Source organism: Ruegeria sp. A5, assembly GCF_056543005.1.
Map to the genome: position 1 here is coordinate 40,379 of NZ_JBQGAV010000011.1, position 16,459 is coordinate 56,837.

A 16,459-nucleotide genomic window follows, 5' to 3' on the forward strand; every position below is an offset into this window, starting at 1 on the left:
TGAATCAAGGGCGGTTTTTGAGATGAGTTTGACGTCAGATCAGATGGAATTGCGCGAGGCGGATATTCGCAAGCATTACCCGGCAGCGACCGCCTTGCTGAATGGGTTCGAACACGCGCCGCGGATTGCCAAAGCGCTGGAGACGTCGACGGAACGGTCGCCGGGGGTGTCGACCGGACGGAGGTTTCGATCCACCACGCCGGGTTTGGTGACACGGCGCACAGTGCGCGCAGACGGGGTGCATTTGGTCGAACGGATCGAGGCCTCGGATGATGGCGATGCGCTGGTCTCGCCACCGCAGGCCACAACGCAGCAGGCAATCCGCCGTGCGGTTGCCATCGCTCTGGCGGTGAGCGAGGCCTACGCCGAACAGACACCGTTGGCAGACTTGAAACGCGCGAACCTTGCGGGCGATTTGCCCGCCGCGCGAAAGACCGAATTCTCGGAACTGCTGACTGCCGAGGCTCTGATCACCTCGCACACCTTCGGCAATGCGCTGGCGTACTTGATGTCCTCGCATCTGGGAGAGACCACTGTCGATATCGGTGAGATCGAAGAGGTCCTGACCGACAACGGCCAACTCGCCTTGCACGGCGCGCTGTGGGAGTTGGACCAGACCATTGCCAAACACGCCCCCGATGATGCCCACCTGATCGCGGCCACCAGCGCCTATGCCGAGCAATTGATGGAGAAAGCCGCCCTGCGCGCGCAATCGGCCGGCCATCTAGCCCCGTTCCAGAATGCCGCGTGGCATATCGAGGCCGATGACCTGACGATCCGAGGGTTTGAACCGGCCTCCAAGGCCAAATCCACCACTCTGACCATGACGTTCAAGAAACCGAACGAGGTGGTGGGCAACCATATCGCCAAGTATCAGGCCATGAAGCTGGCCAAGATGGTCATGGCCTATGACTTCGACCGCCGCCTGAACCCGTTCGCCGAGCTTGGCGGGTTCATCTTCACCTTCATGGGTGACGGTAAACCGGGCACCGGTAAAACCACGCTGATCCAGATGATGGCCGGGCTGATCAACGACTATTGCCAGAACGCGGGCTATCCGTTCCGCTACCAGAACCTGAGCACCGACAACATCGACAGCTATCAGGGCAAATCCGGCCAGAACGCGAAGGCCTTCATCGACACGATCATCGACCCCTCGGTCATCGGTTTCGGCACGATCGACGATATCGACCAGCTTGCGGGCAAACGCGGCGATCGGCAGTCGTCAGCCGGACAGTTGGAAATCACGGCCATGCTGATGGAGAGCTTTGCGGGGGCCAACACCGTCGTGCGCGGCAACTGCACCTTTGGCATGTTCTCGAACTACCCAGAGAATGTGGACGACGCCCTACGCCAGCGGGCGGGCGCGCGGTTCCTAGTGGACGGTCCGCAAACGCGTGAGGACTACATCGACATCCTGCACCTGCTGATGGGCCGCAACCACGACATTCCGCTGGGCGAACACGACGCCTATGCCGCGCAGGAGATCAAAAAGGCCGTCGTCGCCAGTTTCGAAAGCCACGCCCGCCCGCATGAGGATGCCCTGCTGCAGGTCTTTGACCGCGTCTCCGGCGAGATCGGCCAGATGGACACGATTGCCAAACTGGGCACCTACCTCAAAGCGATCCAACAGGCGGATGAGCGGTTCACCGGGCGCGCGATCAAGAACATCACCGACGCGGTCAAGGTCCGCGCGATGGATTTCGAACTGCCCGATGAGTGGATGGAAAACCCCGACCTGTTCCTGTTCCGCGACTACGACAGCAAGAAAGCTATGATCGAGGACCTGCGCCAGCCGATCACAGTCGAGATGGTGATGCAGGAGATCAACCGCTACGCCGACAGCGAATTCCGCTATGCCGACAAGAGCGACGAGGTCGCCATCGAGAACGCCGTCCGCGAGATGGGCCAGATGGAAGAGGCCAAGCGGCGGTATCTGGAGGGGAAGGGGTGATGGAAGCTGCGCAGCTCATTGCTATCCTGTTGATAGGAGTGTCCTTCGCTTGCTGGACAACGAGCTTCGCCGTTCGCAGTAATTTACCCGTGCCAGAAGGCAAGCTGTTTGCGCTTAGGTTCCTTGTTTGGTTCTCGCTCAGTGTTTGTGTAGGTCCATTTGTCGGTCTTATCCCCTTGTTTCTCGGACTCGGATGGTTTTGGAATTATTATGACCCGAAACAAGTTATGGGCTCTGAAGTTTGGCATTGCGCTATTCTGGTCTTACTCGCATTGCCCTACTTGTTTGCACTTGGTCTGGGTATAAGGCTTCAGTTCCGAAACGGTGATCCAGCATGATCCGCCTCATCGAAAAAGGCCTGATGTTCGGCAACCTCGTCCACATCTCAAGCCCGGCTCTGGTCGAGCGGTATAACCGCGCACTGCAACATCTGGCGGGCAAGACCACGGCGCTGACGGATTTTCACGTCGATATCTCAGGCTATTCGCCCGAGGTGAGGATTGAGTTGGAGGACGAGCTCTACCTCAACCCCAACGGGGTCAACCGGCAGTTCATCCTGCTGACGACCGAGCAGAAGCGCGCGCCTCTGCTGAACGTCAAATTCTCGACCTCGCGGGATATCCTGCGTGAGTTCATCGAGATGAACGAGGCGCAGCTGTTTGCTCTAACCGCCACCGATGCGGTGGCCGGAGAGCTGGTGAACTCGGTCATCAAACTCACCACCCCGCGCGACCTGTTGAACCTAAGCAAGATCGAGATCGAGGCCGACACCGTGGGCGGCACCCTGCGCAAAGCCCAGCAGCTAGCGGGCATGGTCGAACGCTTCAAAACCGAAGAGGATGCATGGTTCGACGATGTGCTGATCGCAAAGATGATCGAAACGGCCAAGGAAACCGGCGACGTCACCCGCAACCCCGTCCGCCTGCGCCACACCGCATTCGAGCAGCGTAATTTCTGGACGGCACACTTTGGCGGGCTCTACCTGTTCCCGGATATGGATCACCCGGCGGCGATTTGCATAGGCGAAAAGCCCGACGATATGCCGATCAAATACATTTTTGACCCGTCGCAGCGGAACCAGATTGCCAAGTTTCTCGACTACAACGATCTGGTTGAACCTATCGTTAAGGCGCGCGGCGTGGATGCTGCCGCGATCCTGCAACAGAAAATGGATTTTCTGACCATTGCTGCGGCTGCTGACGCAGACGTTGATCTGAGCGGGCTGGATCGCAGCGACATGCGCCGACTGGCACGCAACCACGCGGATCGCCTGCCCGAGGCGTACCACGGCCTCGCACAACTGTTGCGCTGGGCGACAGATGGTGGGCGCTGGCCACGCATCACCTCGGATCATCCCGCCTATTTCTACACATTACGCGCAGCCGATACGCCGAACCGCGATCTGGTGAATATGCTGTTGACCGAATTGGCTCCGCTGGATCCGCGGCAGATGTTCATCTGCCACAAGGAATTGTTTTATAGTACTTACAGGACCTGGCCCGAGACCAAGAAAGCCTATGTTGCCGACTTCCTTGCCCGCGAGTATCAGGTGGACAAGGCTGGTGCGCGGGCGGCTCTATTTGGTCATGAACCGGATATGACCGGCAATGACCGGGTCAGCGAAACAGTGATCGCACGGGTCGGCCCTTGGGGCGCGGTCAGGAGAGATTAAGATGTTCGGAGCGATGCGCCTGTTTCTGATCCTGCTGGTGATCCAGACGATTGCCTATTTCGCGCTGTCCTTTTATTCGCGAGGAGTTAGGCGGCGAAAGTTGGAGACGTGGTGGGACGAAAAGGGCAAAACCGGTAACAAAGAAGCGTTTGTTGCGCGTGGTTTGCACGTCTACGACAACTCATTCCGGCGCAAACTGATTTTGGGTGTCTATATTGTACCTTGGGTGGCGATTGGCGCGCTGATCTACATCGTGAATTACATGTGAGGGTTAAGGCATGGCCTATGTGAAATGGGCGTTCATTATCATCTTCTGGGGCACGATCGCCGTGATCTTGCAGTATTCCCTACCGCAGCACGATGTGGTGCGGATCGTCAACACCTATGAGGAACGTCAGGACCTGACGGACTGGACGCGAATTTTCTGGTCCGAGCCTGAAGATCAATCCACCAGCCTGTCAAACCGCGATGTACAGTTCATTCAGGCCGTACGCGCCAACGGGAAGCCCATTGTCTATCGCAACGAAGACACCGGTTGGGGCTGGCCGCCTTATTTCAAGTTCGACACTGCGAATCTTTACACCGAGGCCAACGATGCCAAGTCGACCAAAGATAACCCCGATTGGGTGGTCGTAACGCATTACGGCTGGCGCAATGAGTTCATGTCGATTTTTCCCAACGCAATTTTCATCCGGCATGTCGAGGGGCCGGATGTCCGCATCATCCCGTGGTTCAATATCGTCTTCGTGACTGTGTTTGCTGCGCTGGTTTGGGCCATCTGGGTTCGATGGCGGCGGTTTCGGCAAAAGAAGATCGATCCTGTTTTGGAGAACATGGAAGATGGTCTTTACGCCGCTGGTGATGCAATAGATGAAAAGCGCAAGGGCTTTCGCCGCTGGCTGGACAGTTGGAAATCCAAGTAAAGTGGTACACCAAAAGGCGTGCGCTGTGGTCTGACTGCTCATCTCACGATGAACTCTGCATGAAGTGCCCCGGCAGCTTTGATGGTTTTCAGGATGTCGATCATATCGCGTGGCGACACGCCCAAGGCGTTCAACCCGGCGACCACTTCGGACAAGGTGGTTGCCTCGGGGATTTCTGCAAGCCCCGTTCCTTCTTCCTCTTCGATCCCAGCGTAGGTGCGCGGAACAACGACTGTTTCGCCTCGCGCAAACGGATTTGGCTGAACAGCAATCGGGGCTTCCTCGACTGTGAGGGTCAAGTTGCCCTGCGATACCGCGACGCGTGAAATCCTGACGTCCCGACCCATAACAATTGTGCCGGATCTCTGATCCACCACGACGCGGGCCTTGCTTTCGGGTTCGACCAGTATGTTTTCAATACGTCCAATCGCATGCGCGGTTGATACGGCCCGCGTCGCCTCAATGCTCAACTCCACAGTGCCGGAATCGCGCATGAGTGCGACGGCGCGGTTGAATTCTCTGTTGATGGCGGCCTCAATGCGGCTTGCGGTCGTGAAATCCGGTTCTCTCAGCGCCAGTCTGAATTGAGTCAAATCAGCAAGCTGAAAATCGATCTCGCGCTCTACACGCGCGCCCGAGGGTATGACGCCCGATGTCGGCACCCCGCTTACAACCGACGCTGCTTCGCCTTCAACTGCAGCGCCGCCGGCTAGCACTGTCCCTTGTGCCACGGCATAAATCTGACCATCTGCTGCATTCAGGGGTGTCATGATCAATGTCCCCCCAAGAAGCCCTTTGGAATCTCCAATGGCAGAGACGGTGACGTCAATCTGACCGCCGACGCGCGCGAAGGGTGGTAGGGTGGCGGTGACCAAAACGGCGGCGACGTTTTTGGGGCGAAAATCTTCGCCATTCACGTTTACGCCCAGCCGTTCGAGAATGTTGGACATAATCTCTTCGGTGAACGGAGAATTGCGCAAGCCGTCGCCGGTGCCATTCAGGCCAACCACAAGGCCGTAGCCAACCAGATCATTGCCGCGGACACCATCGAAATCCACCAGATCTTTCAGGCGTATGGCCCCCGCATTGGCAATGCAGGGTAAGGCTATCAAAAGGAATACGAGTATCTTCATCTTAAGAAATTCACCAGTGACAGGTTGGCATTGCGAACGGTCACGGAATACAGACTCTCCAGTTGGAACTGCACGGATTGCAACTGTGCCGCAGTCTCATAGGGATCTGCAGCGATCAACGCATTGCGCGCATGCTCAGCGCTGGTCTTTGCGGCGGCGTTGCGCGTTGCGGCTTGCTCCACACGCGCCTCAGCCGCGCCGACCTGGGCGCGCAAATTGACCGTCGCATCCTGTGTATTGGCCAGCTCAACACCAAGCTGCGTGAACATTGCGGTTCGTAGATCAGGCGTCCATCCAAGCGCATCATTTGTGGCCAGAGCCGCAACCGCAACATCGCGCAAAGCGTCCTTGAGCGCGGGGTCTGTCGCAATGATCGGAAGCGTGATCCGCTCGTTCTCGGAAATCTGCATCGGAGCCAAGGTGCCCGTACCACCTTGATATATCACCGCATCAAATCCGGCGGGGTCGTTGAACCAATCCTCAGCGGCCTGTTGGATATCTGTTAGGGAGGTCAGTCCGGTCAATTCGGCCTGCAGCGCTGTCAATAATGTTTCAGCGGAGGGCAGAGGTGAGACGTCAGTCGACGTTCCGGAATACAGGCTGCGCCCTCCCGCCCGCGTATTCAGGGCTGAGATCATTGTGTCGAGCTCATTTCGTGCCTGAACCGATGCTTGTTCATGTGTCACGGTCTGGTTCGCCGTGCCGAATGATAGCAGCGACGCTGACATCTCGGCGACCGAGCCGCTTAGCGTTGTCAAGCTCAATTGCATTGCGTCCGTGAATAGCTGCGCCTCGGCGGTGGCGATGGAAAGCGCGTCCAACCGTTCCAGGCTGCGATCTAGATCCAGTAGGTGCGAGTAATCACCACCAAGACGACCCGAGATATCCTGCACCTTGCCGGTGGACATCTCATACGACAGTGTTTCGATTTGTGATTTGATCTCGGCGCTGCGAGTTCTGAGGGTAAGGCCGCGGGCCAGATCCCCGATCGAATTCAGTGTCATGTTCATAACCTCAACAGGGTATCCATCAGTTCATCCACGACAGCGACGATGCGTGCGTTTGCGGCATAGGCCTGCTCGATCTGCATCAAGCGCTGCAGTTCCGCGTCACTGTCAACACCTTGCTCCGCGACGACTTTTTGCATTTCCAGCTGCGCGTTTGCTGCAAAACTGCTGCGCTGGTCAGCTGTGTGTGCGTTTGCCCCGGCTTTGGAAAGCAACGCCTCGGCGATCTCGGCCGCGCGCATCGTGCCTGTCCCAAATCCCACGCTGGGGGCCGGGCGTGAGTCGGTCAGAACGGCCCCAAATGCTTGCAACTGGCTGGCATCACCCGGCGCACCGGGGGTCAAAGCCCCCAGACCCGCGCGCAGTTTCCAGCTGTCACCCCCTGCATCCGGGTCGACCACAACATTTAGTGAGATGCGCGACGCAAGACCGGTTTCAGAAACCGGATCAAAGCGGCTGCCGTCATCCGTGAAGACGCCCGGATCGGTCGCGGCAGCGGTCGGGTCCAACCCGGTGGTTTCAAACCGCTCGATTAGGTCGCGGGCGACGGCGTCCAGATCGGCTTGCGCTTCGACGGTCAGTTCGTCGCGGACCGAGAACTGGGCCATCAATGCGCCGCCTCGGATTTGGGCGAACTCTCCGCTCACGCGAACGGGTCGGCCGTTGATCTCAAGCCCGGACAGCAACCCGTTGCCAACGGTCATATGCGGCATGGTATCGCCTGTGGTCGAGAACGAAAACTCGGCCGCGGTTCCTTCCAGCAGGATCAACCCGCCATCGGAATAGAGGGAAATCTGATCATTATCGCGCGCGATCGCGTTGACAGGCACCAACTCGTTGACTTGATCGACCAGAATCTGACGATGATCCAACAGCGCGCCAATATCACCGCCCGAATTGCGGACAGCGGGGATACGAGCATTCAGTTTCTCGATGTCTTTCAGAGTCTGATTCAGCGTATCGACCTGTTTGCCTATCGTGCGATCCGCATCGGATCGCATTTGCCGCACCCCTTCGGACGCTGTATTGAGCGCTGTGCTCAATGTACCGCCTGCACGGGCAGCCTGATCCAGCCGTTGGGCTGAGCCGGGCAGGCTTGCAGCTGTAATCAGGCTGCTTTCGAATTGGGCCAGTCTGGCCGAGATCGAAGTGGCATCGTCGGCTGCCCCCAAAAGTTTCTCGTAACTTGAATGAAATTGCGCCACGGTTTTGGCTGCCACCAGATTTGCATCGGTCGTACGGCGGTTTGCGATCAGTACCGGATCCTGGTGCCGAGTGATACCAACGACACGAACGCCATTACCAGAAATTGCGCTGGTCGCCAGTTCAAGCGATCTGCGAGCATATCCCGGGGTCAACGCGTTGGCGATGTTTCCTGAAACCACCGCCGCACCACGGCTGGCTGCGCTCAGTCCGCCCAGAGCGTTGTTCAGTGCTGTCGACATATTCATCGGACGCATCCCTTTCGTTGATCAATCATCAGATCAGCGTTTGATATTGGTGGTTTCCTGCAGCATCTCATCCACAGTCTGAATGACCTTGGCGCTTGAGGAATAGGCCCGCTGGGTCTGGATCATTGAGGTCAACTCGGTGGCGACATCGGTGGTCGATTCCTCGCGTGCAAAAGACACAAGATCGCCCGTCGGCCCCTCGCCTGCGTTCCACAAGAAGAAGGTGCCGCTGTCACGCGAAGGGGCATAGGTCTGACTGTCCAGTGCCGTCAGGCCGTTTGGATTCGGCACATCGGCCAGTGGAATCTGGAACATCCGGCGACTGACCCCAGTATCATAGAAAGCATAGACATAGCCGTTCTCATCAACCTGTACGCTTGTCATCGTGCCAACGGCCGAACCATCGCGTGTGATCGAAACCGGAGCAAAGGTATCGGAAAGCTGTGTAATGCCGTCCGCATCGCCGATCTGGCCGATGTTGATCTCCATCGGTCCGCCGGCGACGTTGACGACAACGCTGCCGTTTGCCGGGTCATAGGCACCGCCGGTCACGGCGGTGACGCTGGCTAGTGTACCACCGGCTGTGCGGCTATCGGTGAAGGTCAGCGTATATTCTCCGATGACAGCGCCGCCCAAGGCTGAATCGCGCAATGTCATGGTCCATTCATTGCTGCTGCCGGTCGCAGGAACGGTGGGGATCAATTCGATATCGACGCTTTCAGACTTGCCCAAATTGTCAAAATACTCGACCGACAAGGGCTGCGTGTCACCCGGAGCACCGGCGTCGGTCGCTGTTGCAGGCAGGTTCATCCGCAGGTTCATGGATGTTGTGGGGGCGCCCGAAAGCTGATTGACGCTTAGCTGAATGGGTTCCAGAGCGGCGGGCGTATCCCTCGGGACGCTGGGGATCGAGCCATCTGGATTGGCACGCCAGCCAAGAAGTACAAGGCCGGATTGTGTGACCAGATACCCCTCCTCATTGGTGCGGAATGAGCCTGTCGTGGTCAGCAGCATCTCATTTGAACCTGACGCGATCTGCGAACTGGGACGAACCGGTAGCATACCCCTTCCGCGCACGGCCAGATCGGTTGAGTTGTTGGTGGTTACCAACGATCCGCGCTGATCTATCAGGCGTTGGCTGGTGGTTCTGACCCCGCCTGCCGAATAGCTGCCGCCCTGACCAGACGTGACCATGGAGTGAAAGTCGGTCTCGACCCTTTTATAGCCAAATGTCGATGAGTTGGCGATGTTGTCAGAGATCGTGGCCAGCCTGTTGGCGTTGGCCTTCAACGCTGCCACACCGGCATTCAGCGAAGAGGATATGGTCATCGGTACGCCCTTTTGTTGCGTCATTCGTTGATGCAACACGTACCGCACTGGCCCTTAACAGCCGGCTAACAGCTAAAATGCTGTCTATCCTTTACCCCTTAAGGGTTGCGTAAAAAGATGATCTCAATCCGATTATTGCGTATCGCCATGGGGTTTTTATCCGAAAGCTCTCGGTCCGCGTGCCCAGTCACGCGGTCCAACCGCTGTGGCTGGATGCCTTTGTTCTGCAGCAGTTGGCGGGTGCTTTGCGCCCGCGCGGTCGACAGATCCCAGACCGGGTTATTCGCCAACACGACGGGCGCAGACCGCACATGCCCTTCGACCGCGATTGCGTTTGTCACCAGATCGGAAGACCGCGCTACCAAAAGTGCCAGCGCGCGCATCATTTGGGTTGGCGTGTCTGTCCCCGATTCGAACAACGGTTGATCCTCAGTGGCGAACAGCTCGACCACCAGCCCTTCGTCGGTGACGCGGGTCACGATGTGCTTGCGCATCTTATCGGACACCAGGCTTTCCCCAGCGCGCCCCAGCAACTGCGCCTCGAGCGACGAGAAATCTTCGAACGCACCCTTACCGCCGCCTTTCGCATCCACGCCGGTTGATCCGCGCGCCTGTTTCGCCTCGGTGGGGTTCCGATAGCTGGCACCTGATCCATCCATAACCATGGTTTTTTCCGAAAACATGTTGTCACCGCCGAAGGCACCATCGCCACCGCCCGAGACCGGATTGACCGGTATCGTGGGCGAAAAATAATCCGCCAGACCCTTGCGTTGCGTCTCGGTCGTTGCATTCAGCAGCCACATCAACATGAAGAACGCCATCATGGCAGTGACAAAGTCCGCATACGCGACCTTCCACGCACCACCGTGGTGAGCATCGCCACCCGATACACGTTTCTTCTTGATGATGATTGGCGCTGCATTGGATTGCGCACCCATCTCCACCACCTTCTATTCACCCGCTTACTGGCCTAGCAGGGCAGGTGTTAAGGTGGGCTTAACACTTAAAACTGTTCTGAATTCTAAGACTGCGACACCGGGTTTACACCAGCGCGCCTTAAAATCAGAGATAATCGATCAAAGCTGTTTTCGATACCATCGGGATCGGCCTTCGCAAAAAAGCTATCTAGCTCTTCGTGGACTCGGACGGCGCGATCCAACAAAGGATCTGTTCCTTCGGCATAGAGACCGGCTTTGATCATCACCTCAGATTGCTCATAACTGCCGACCAGCTTGCGGGTTTCTGTAATCAAATGGTTCTCATCTGCGGTCGCCGCACCTGGTAGGCTGCGTGATACGGATCGGCTGAGGTCAATGGCCGGGAAGCGCCCGCGTTCGGCGATGTCTCGGCTCAGCACGACATGTCCGTCCAAGACGCCGCGCAGAATGTCCGCAATGGGCTCGTCCATGTCAGAACCCGCGACAAGAACACTGAAGACTGCGGTGATGTCACCTTGATCGGCAGTTCCGGGACCCGCCCGTTCGCACAGGTTTGCAATCAGCGGCGTGACCGATGGCGGGTAGCCACGTAGCGATGGGGCCTCACCCATTGCGGCGGCAATCTCGCGGTGCGCTTCGGCAAAGCGGGTAACTGAATCGGCCAGAAACAGAACGTTTAACCCTTGATCCCGCAGGTATTCCGCCACCGACATGGCCGACCATGCGCACCGTCTGCGTATCAGGGCCGATTGATCCGAGGTTGCGGCCACGACGACGGATCGTTTCAGACCTTCGGCACCCAGGGCGTTCTCGACAAACTCATTCACTTCGCGCCCGCGTTCGCCCACTAATGTAACGACCACCGCATCCGCCTGGACGGAGCGGGCAAGCGTCGCCAGAAGTGTCGATTTGCCAACGCCTGAACCAGCGAACAGGCCGATTCGCTGACCCTGGACAATGGGCAGCATCGTGTTGAGGATGGCCAACCCGGTTTCCATACGACCACCCAGCGGCTTGCGCGATACCGCGGTTGGCGGGGCCTGTATAAGGTCACGTTCAAGCGTGCCAGGCAGTAGGGGCTTGCCGTCCAGAGGTTTGCCAAACGGATCGATCACCCGCCCAAGCCAATGCATTCCGGGCGCAAAGGCAGGCATCTGGTCGAGAGAGACCTGATCCCCCAGGCTTACGCCATCGGGTGCGGAGGCTGGCAGCATATGGATCGCGCCTGATTCGACATGCAGGACCTCGCCCGGCAGGTCCGGGCCTTTTTGTCGGCGCAGCGTCAGATGATCCCCGATCCGGGCTTGGGCGGTCAGACCATCGATTTCAACCACGCCGCGCGCAACACCGGTCACACGCCCGATATGGTGTACCGCCGACATCCTATCGAATTCGCATTTCAGACGCATCGGATCGAGATCGGCCATCGCAGGTCCTCCAAATAGATTTGTTGAAAACGGTTTCTAAAGGAATCGGGGTTAAGCCTTGATTGAAATTGATCGAGGGAGAAGCCCCGATGTTCAATGACCTGAACGTCTTTAAGACTGCCTACGCAATGGCAACCCATGCCGGACAACGGCAAGCGATTGTTGCGCGCAACATGGCCAACGCGGATACGCCGGGATACAAGCCCCGCGATATTGAAGCCTTCCAGACAGCGTTTGAAAACACGAGCCGAGAGGTTGCGATGACCGCGACTCGGACGGGTCATCTGAATGGTGATGCGCGCGCTCAGCCTTGGGCTGAATTCACGGTCGCGGCTTCGAGCGATCCGAATGGCAATGGTGTTTCATTGGAGGAAGAGATGCTGAAAGCTGTCGAGGTCAAGCGACAACATGACCGGGCATTAGCGATCTACAAGTCTTCAATCGGTGTGCTGCGCACGAGTCTGGGCCGGGCATAGGGGGTTTCACGATGAGCGATTTTTCCTACTCGTTGGACGCGTCGGCTAGCGCACTGCGTGCGCAAGCAGCGCGGTTGCGTCATGTGTCCGAGAACATCTCGAACGCCGATACGCCGGGATACCGGCGTAAGACAGTCCCGTTTGAGACAGTCGAACGGGACGGAAAAGAGATGGTTCAGGCGGGGCGCGTCAAACTCGATCGTCGCGACCTGAGCCGAATTTATGATCCTGGCCACCCTATGGCTGATGAGACTGGCCATTACAGAGGATCAAACGTAGATCTGATGATCGAAATAGCAGACGCCCGAGAGGCGCAGCGCAGCTATGAAGCCAACCTCAAGATGTTCGACCAGACCCGGCAGATGTCATCAAGTCTGATGGATCTACTCCGAAAATAAAGGAATACCAGAATGGATGTTCGCTCACTTACCGCCGCACAGAATTATACGGGTGCGCGCCCAGCAACGCAGGCCGCCCCCGAACATCAGGGGACAGCGCAAGGGCTGCGATCCTCGTTTCAGGATTTCGTGGCGACGCTGAAACAAAGCGAGCAAGTGACGCAATCTTCGATGGTTGGGCAGGCCGACCCGCACGCTTTGGTTCAGGCACTGGCGCAGACTGAGTTGGCAGTGGAAACGGCTGTGATTGTTCGGAACAAAGTCGTTGAAGCCTATCAGGAAATCTTGCGGATGCCGGTCTGAACGATGCTGAGCGAAGGTCTGTTCTACGACATCGTGCGCCAGGCGCTTTGGGTTGCAGTCATCACGTCGGTTCCGATCCTGGCGGTGGCGCTGATCTCGGGCCTTACAGTTGGTTTGTTTCAGGCGCTGACCTCGGTTCAGGAGATGACCCTGACCTTCGTGCCTAAGCTGATTGCAATCGTGGTCGTGTTCTGGATGTCGATGGGCTTCATGACCCAGACCCTTGTTACGTTTTTTACCGGGACATTGGTCCCGCTTATTGCCGGAGGTCGCTAATGGACACCGCTTATGTCACCTTGTCCCGCCAATCCGGTCTCATGGATGAGATGCGAATGGTGGCCAACAATATCGCCAATGCCAACACGACCGGGTATCGTCAGCAGGGGCTGGTGTTCTCCGAATTCGTCCGGGATATGCCGGGCAAACCTTCACTATCGCTCAGCCGTGCGCAGGTTCGAAACACTTCTCTGCAACAAGGTGTGCTGACCGAGACAGGCGGGTCCTTCGACTTTGCCATCGAAGGGGACGGGTTCTTTATGATCGAAACGCCCGCTGGGAACCGCCTGACGCGTTCCGGCAGTTTCTCACCCAATGCTGAGGGCGATCTGGTGACGATGGACGGGCACCGGGTTCTGGACAGCAATGGCGCGTCGGTCTTTGTCCCGCCCGACGCCGCAACGATCGATGTTGGCAGCGACGGCACGATGAGCGTCGATGGACAACTTCTGAGCCAGATCGGTGTCTACAACGTCGCCGATCCCGAAAACCTGGTGCGCGAAGGAAGCACACATTTCCGTGCAGGCGGGCAGGTGGACCCGGTGGACGAGCCGGTCGTGCTGCATCGGTTCCTCGAAGGATCGAATGTCAATGCCATTGGTCAGGTGACCCGGATGATTGAAATTCAGCGGGCCTACGAGCTCGGGCAGAGTTTTCTTGAGGCCGAAGACGAACGGGTTCGCGGGGCGCTTAAGGCATTGATGCGCTGATTACCGGAAGGAGAATACGACATGCGAGCATTGAAGATCGCGGCTACGGGCATGACCGCACAGCAGATGCGGGTTGAGACAATTTCAAACAACCTCGCGAATATGAATACAACCGGCTACAACACCCGCCGGGCCGAGTTTGCCGATCTGCACTATCAACAGATGGCGCGCGCCGGGGCGGTCAATGCCTCGGATGGAACGGTCCTTCCGACAGGTATTCAGTTGGGGTTGGGCGTGCGCCCTGCCGCCGTCACCGTACAGCTGGAACAGGGCGGGCTTTCGGCAACAGGCAGTGATCTGGATGTCGCCATCGAAGGGCGGGGTTACCTTGAGGTCACCATGCCGAATGGCCAATCCGCCTTTACCCGAGACGGAAGCCTGAAACGTTCGGCCGAAGGTCTGATCGTAACTTCTGATGGCTTTGCCGTTGCCCCTGAAATTACCATTCCAGACGATGCCAGATCGATCTCGATCAATGCGGCGGGTGAGGTCTATGCCTATTTCGATGATACGGCCGAGGGGCAGTTGCTGGGCGAGTTTACGCTGGCCAGCTTCTCGAACGCCAAGGGTCTTGAGGCCATTGGTGGCAACCTCTTCAAGGAAACCGAAGCCTCGGGTGCACCGGTGGTCGGCACCCCGGGCGAAGATGGGCTGGGCACATTGCGGCAGGGCTATCTTGAGGACAGCTCTGTCGATGCGGTGCGCGAGGTCACGGAACTGATCGAAGCGCAGCGTGGCTATGAAATGAACGCCAAAGTTATTTCCGCCGTCGACCAGATGATGGGCGCGACCACGCAGGTCCGGTGATGCGCCTGTTAACCCTCACACTATGCATGATGCCGATGCCAAGCTTGGCCGAGATCGTTGTGCCGACCCGCACGATCCGCGCCAAAGAGGTCATTGTCTCATCCGACCTCGAAATCAAAACCACTGAGGTCAATGGGGCGGTTCGTAGGCCAGAGGATCTTATCGGTCAGGAGGCACGTGTTGCGCTTTATCCAGGTCGGCCAATCCGCCCTGCCGATGTCGGTCCGCCTGCGATCGTGGACCGAAACGATCTGGTGACGCTGGTGTTCGATCACGTCGCGCTATCGATCACTGCCGAAGGCCGCGCGTTGGGCCGGGGCGCAGCAGGCGAGCGTATCCGTGTCATGAATCTGGCGTCTCGCACAACAGTAACGGGCGTAATCCGTCCCGATGGACAAATTGAGGTTAAATGATGCCGAGCCTTTCGAAACCCCTGCTATTTGTCGTTCTGAGTGTTGCGGCGTGTGGACGATTGGACCACCTTGGCAAGCCGCCCAGCCTGACACCAAACACGGAATCGCCCGAACATGTTGCCATGCTGTGGCCCGGGCTTCCGCTGCACAGCCAGCCGCAGCGAACGGTCGACCAGTCCTCTTTGTGGAGCGGTGGGCAGCATTCTTTGCTTGGGGATCAGCGCGCGATGAAAAAAGGGGACATTCTAACGGTCGTGATCGAGCTGGATGAAAAGGCCGAAATTTCCAACGATACCAATCGATCGCGCGCGGGGTCGGAAAGCCTTGCAGTGCCGGAACTCTTCGGCTTGCCGCAGCGTGCAGGTGAACGACTACCTGAAGGGGCCTCACTTGATGATGCCGTTTCAATTGACTCGGCTTCGGTCAGCAAAGGGAAGGGATCGGTCAAACGCAAAGAAAAATTGACCTTGCGCGTGGCGGCAACGGTCGTCGACGTGTTGCCAAACGGTGTGCTTTCGATTTCTGGATCGCAAGAACTGCGGGTGAATTTCGAACTTCGGGAACTGCTGGTCTCGGGCTATGTCCGCCCCGAAGATATCTCGCGCCAGAATGAAATCACCTATGACAAGATCGCGTCAGCGCGGGTGTCTTATGGTGGCCGCGGGCAGATCACGGATGTGCAGCAACCACGCTATGGACAACAGATACTTGATACCTTGCTACCTTTCTGAGGGCCGCGCTTATGGGAAAACTACTACCGATCGTTTTTCTGGTTTTCGGCCTGGCTGCCGGTGCAGGCGCCCGGATCCTATTGTCCCCTTCCGGGGAAGCTGAAGATCTTGCGGAGGCTGGGCAAAAACCCAATGAAGACAAGAAAAACAAAACTAAACCCGGCAAAGATGATCAATCAGAAACACATGAGTATCTGAAACTCACCAAACAGTTCGTGGTCCCCGTGGTTTCCGAGGACGAGATATCGGCGCTCGTCACCATGTCCCTCAGCCTTGAGGTGAGGCCGGGGATTGCCGAAGCGTTTTATGAGATCGAGCCAAAATTAAGGGACCGGTTTCTGCAAGTTCTGTTTGATCACGCCAATATCGGCGGGTTTGACGGCGCATTCACGCGGTCAGACAACCTGACGGCATTGCGCAATGCGTTGCTGGAGGTTGCGAGAAGGGATCTGGGCGAAGATGTCTCGCAAGTTTTGATCATGAGTGTCAGCCGACAGGATACCTGAACGGG

General features: G+C 57.7%; 20 protein-coding genes. 14 read left to right on the forward strand and 6 right to left on the reverse strand.

What is annotated here, in order from left to right; translation table 11 throughout:
* The first annotated feature begins 22 nt into the window (after positions 1–22).
* From ACR0AY_RS19160 to ACR0AY_RS19180, 5 genes are read left to right on the forward strand one after another with little or no spacing between them, the layout of a single operon-like run.
* Complete coding sequence (locus ACR0AY_RS19160) at positions 23–1,954, forward strand: ATP-binding protein (protein ID WP_170515762.1); 1,932 nt, start codon at positions 23–25, stop codon at positions 1,952–1,954.
* Positions 1,954–2,292: a hypothetical protein gene (locus tag ACR0AY_RS19165; RefSeq protein ID WP_170515760.1), complete on the forward strand. Its 339-nt coding sequence runs from the start codon at positions 1,954–1,956 to the stop codon at positions 2,290–2,292. Before ACR0AY_RS19160 ends, ACR0AY_RS19165 begins: the two co-directional genes overlap by 1 nt.
* Positions 2,289–3,626: a DUF6638 family protein gene (locus ACR0AY_RS19170; protein WP_170515757.1), complete on the forward strand. Its 1,338-nt coding sequence runs from the start codon at positions 2,289–2,291 to the stop codon at positions 3,624–3,626. Before ACR0AY_RS19165 ends, ACR0AY_RS19170 begins: the two co-directional genes overlap by 4 nt.
* A 1-nt stretch (position 3,627) precedes the next feature.
* Positions 3,628–3,894, forward strand: coding sequence for a hypothetical protein (locus ACR0AY_RS19175; protein WP_170395242.1), 267 nt, complete (start codon positions 3,628–3,630; stop codon positions 3,892–3,894).
* A gap of 10 nt (positions 3,895–3,904) precedes the next feature.
* Positions 3,905–4,549 (forward strand): DUF1523 family protein, encoded by a 645-nt coding sequence (locus ACR0AY_RS19180; RefSeq protein WP_170515754.1) that lies wholly within the window; start codon positions 3,905–3,907, stop codon positions 4,547–4,549.
* Positions 4,550–4,587: 38 nt separating this feature from the next.
* Here the strand turns inward: ACR0AY_RS19180 and ACR0AY_RS19185 are convergent, their stop codons facing one another.
* The 6 genes from ACR0AY_RS19185 to ACR0AY_RS19210 form a co-directional block, all read right to left on the reverse strand.
* Complete coding sequence (locus ACR0AY_RS19185; RefSeq protein WP_170515447.1) at positions 4,588–5,682, reverse strand: flagellar basal body P-ring protein FlgI; 1,095 nt, start codon at positions 5,680–5,682, stop codon at positions 4,588–4,590.
* Positions 5,679–6,686 carry a flagellin gene (locus tag ACR0AY_RS19190; RefSeq protein WP_170515751.1) on the reverse strand — a complete coding sequence of 336 codons (1,008 nt, stop codon included), beginning with the start codon at positions 6,684–6,686 and terminating at the stop codon, positions 5,679–5,681. Before ACR0AY_RS19190 ends, ACR0AY_RS19185 begins: the two co-directional genes overlap by 4 nt.
* Positions 6,687–6,688: 2 nt before the next feature.
* On the reverse strand, positions 6,689–8,140 hold the full coding sequence (gene flgK / locus ACR0AY_RS19195; protein ID WP_480454507.1) for a flagellar hook-associated protein FlgK: 1,452 nt from the start codon (positions 8,138–8,140) through the stop codon (positions 6,689–6,691).
* 33 nt (positions 8,141–8,173) lie between these two features.
* The gene (locus ACR0AY_RS19200; RefSeq protein ID WP_480454508.1) at positions 8,174–9,469 is read right to left on the reverse strand and encodes a flagellar hook protein FlgE; all 1,296 of its coding nucleotides are present in this window, start codon (positions 9,467–9,469) and stop codon (positions 8,174–8,176) included.
* Positions 9,470–9,567: 98 nt separating this feature from the next.
* Entirely contained in the window at positions 9,568–10,407 is an 840-nt protein-coding gene (locus tag ACR0AY_RS19205) for a flagellar motor protein MotB (RefSeq protein ID WP_480454509.1), read from the reverse strand.
* Between the two features lie 83 nt (positions 10,408–10,490).
* Positions 10,491–11,816, reverse strand: a complete 1,326-nt coding sequence (locus ACR0AY_RS19210; RefSeq protein WP_480454520.1) for a FliI/YscN family ATPase — start codon at positions 11,814–11,816, stop codon at positions 10,491–10,493.
* A gap of 107 nt (positions 11,817–11,923) precedes the next feature.
* Here ACR0AY_RS19210 and ACR0AY_RS19215 point away from each other — a divergent pair, with 107 nt between their 5' ends.
* From ACR0AY_RS19215 to ACR0AY_RS19255, 9 genes are read left to right on the forward strand one after another with little or no spacing between them, the layout of a single operon-like run.
* A complete protein-coding gene (locus ACR0AY_RS19215) occupies positions 11,924–12,310 on the forward strand; it encodes a FlgB family protein (protein WP_170515739.1) in 387 nt (128 codons plus the stop codon).
* A gap of 11 nt (positions 12,311–12,321) precedes the next feature.
* Positions 12,322–12,708: a flagellar basal body rod protein FlgC gene (flgC, locus tag ACR0AY_RS19220; protein WP_170395265.1), complete on the forward strand. Its 387-nt coding sequence runs from the start codon at positions 12,322–12,324 to the stop codon at positions 12,706–12,708.
* A 12-nt stretch (positions 12,709–12,720) separates the two neighbouring features.
* A complete protein-coding gene (gene fliE, locus ACR0AY_RS19225) occupies positions 12,721–13,011 on the forward strand; it encodes a flagellar hook-basal body complex protein FliE (protein ID WP_170408685.1) in 291 nt (96 codons plus the stop codon).
* 3 nt (positions 13,012–13,014) lie between these two features.
* Complete coding sequence (locus ACR0AY_RS19230) at positions 13,015–13,287, forward strand: flagellar biosynthetic protein FliQ (RefSeq protein WP_170395271.1); 273 nt, start codon at positions 13,015–13,017, stop codon at positions 13,285–13,287.
* Positions 13,287–13,997, forward strand: a complete 711-nt coding sequence (locus ACR0AY_RS19235) for a flagellar hook-basal body complex protein (RefSeq protein ID WP_170515735.1) — start codon at positions 13,287–13,289, stop codon at positions 13,995–13,997. Before ACR0AY_RS19230 ends, ACR0AY_RS19235 begins: the two co-directional genes overlap by 1 nt.
* A gap of 21 nt (positions 13,998–14,018) precedes the next feature.
* Entirely contained in the window at positions 14,019–14,804 is a 786-nt protein-coding gene (gene flgG / locus ACR0AY_RS19240) for a flagellar basal-body rod protein FlgG (protein WP_170515732.1), read from the forward strand.
* The gene (flgA, locus tag ACR0AY_RS19245) at positions 14,804–15,217 is read left to right on the forward strand and encodes a flagellar basal body P-ring formation chaperone FlgA (protein WP_170515729.1); all 414 of its coding nucleotides are present in this window, start codon (positions 14,804–14,806) and stop codon (positions 15,215–15,217) included. The genes flgG and flgA overlap by 1 nt, the downstream gene beginning before the upstream one ends.
* On the forward strand, positions 15,217–15,948 hold the full coding sequence (flgH, locus tag ACR0AY_RS19250; protein WP_170395282.1) for a flagellar basal body L-ring protein FlgH: 732 nt from the start codon (positions 15,217–15,219) through the stop codon (positions 15,946–15,948). Before flgA ends, flgH begins: the two co-directional genes overlap by 1 nt.
* Positions 15,949–15,959: 11 nt before the next feature.
* Positions 15,960–16,454, forward strand: coding sequence for a flagellar basal body-associated FliL family protein (locus ACR0AY_RS19255; RefSeq protein ID WP_170515726.1), 495 nt, complete (start codon positions 15,960–15,962; stop codon positions 16,452–16,454).
* Positions 16,455–16,459: the final 5 nt, after the last annotated feature.

Excerpts from the sequence above, each read along its gene's own strand:
- ACR0AY_RS19160 (WP_170515762.1), top strand. The coding sequence starts at position 23 with ATGAGTTTGACGTCAGATCAGATGGAATTGCGCGAGGCGGATATTCGC.
- ACR0AY_RS19165 (WP_170515760.1), top strand. The coding sequence starts at position 1,954 with ATGGAAGCTGCGCAGCTCATTGCTATCCTGTTGATAGGAGTGTCCTTC.
- ACR0AY_RS19170 (WP_170515757.1), top strand. The coding sequence starts at position 2,289 with ATGATCCGCCTCATCGAAAAAGGCCTGATGTTCGGCAACCTCGTCCAC.
- ACR0AY_RS19175 (WP_170395242.1), top strand. The coding sequence starts at position 3,628 with ATGTTCGGAGCGATGCGCCTGTTTCTGATCCTGCTGGTGATCCAGACG.
- ACR0AY_RS19180 (WP_170515754.1), top strand. The coding sequence starts at position 3,905 with ATGGCCTATGTGAAATGGGCGTTCATTATCATCTTCTGGGGCACGATC.
- ACR0AY_RS19185 (WP_170515447.1), bottom strand. The coding sequence starts at position 5,682 with ATGAAGATACTCGTATTCCTTTTGATAGCCTTACCCTGCATTGCCAAT.
- ACR0AY_RS19190 (WP_170515751.1), bottom strand. The coding sequence starts at position 6,686 with ATGACACTGAATTCGATCGGGGATCTGGCCCGCGGCCTTACCCTCAGA.
- flgK (WP_480454507.1), bottom strand. The coding sequence starts at position 8,140 with ATGAATATGTCGACAGCACTGAACAACGCTCTGGGCGGACTGAGCGCA.
- ACR0AY_RS19200 (WP_480454508.1), bottom strand. The coding sequence starts at position 9,469 with ATGACCATATCCTCTTCGCTGAATGCCGGTGTGGCAGCGTTGAAGGCC.
- ACR0AY_RS19205 (WP_480454509.1), bottom strand. The coding sequence starts at position 10,407 with ATGGGTGCGCAATCCAATGCAGCGCCAATCATCATCAAGAAGAAACGT.
- ACR0AY_RS19210 (WP_480454520.1), bottom strand. The coding sequence starts at position 11,816 with ATGCGTCTGAAATGCGAATTCGATAGGATGTCGGCGGTACACCATATC.
- ACR0AY_RS19215 (WP_170515739.1), top strand. The coding sequence starts at position 11,924 with ATGTTCAATGACCTGAACGTCTTTAAGACTGCCTACGCAATGGCAACC.
- flgC (WP_170395265.1), top strand. The coding sequence starts at position 12,322 with ATGAGCGATTTTTCCTACTCGTTGGACGCGTCGGCTAGCGCACTGCGT.
- fliE (WP_170408685.1), top strand. The coding sequence starts at position 12,721 with ATGGATGTTCGCTCACTTACCGCCGCACAGAATTATACGGGTGCGCGC.
- ACR0AY_RS19230 (WP_170395271.1), top strand. The coding sequence starts at position 13,015 with ATGCTGAGCGAAGGTCTGTTCTACGACATCGTGCGCCAGGCGCTTTGG.
- ACR0AY_RS19235 (WP_170515735.1), top strand. The coding sequence starts at position 13,287 with ATGGACACCGCTTATGTCACCTTGTCCCGCCAATCCGGTCTCATGGAT.
- flgG (WP_170515732.1), top strand. The coding sequence starts at position 14,019 with ATGCGAGCATTGAAGATCGCGGCTACGGGCATGACCGCACAGCAGATG.
- flgA (WP_170515729.1), top strand. The coding sequence starts at position 14,804 with ATGCGCCTGTTAACCCTCACACTATGCATGATGCCGATGCCAAGCTTG.
- flgH (WP_170395282.1), top strand. The coding sequence starts at position 15,217 with ATGCCGAGCCTTTCGAAACCCCTGCTATTTGTCGTTCTGAGTGTTGCG.
- ACR0AY_RS19255 (WP_170515726.1), top strand. The coding sequence starts at position 15,960 with ATGGGAAAACTACTACCGATCGTTTTTCTGGTTTTCGGCCTGGCTGCC.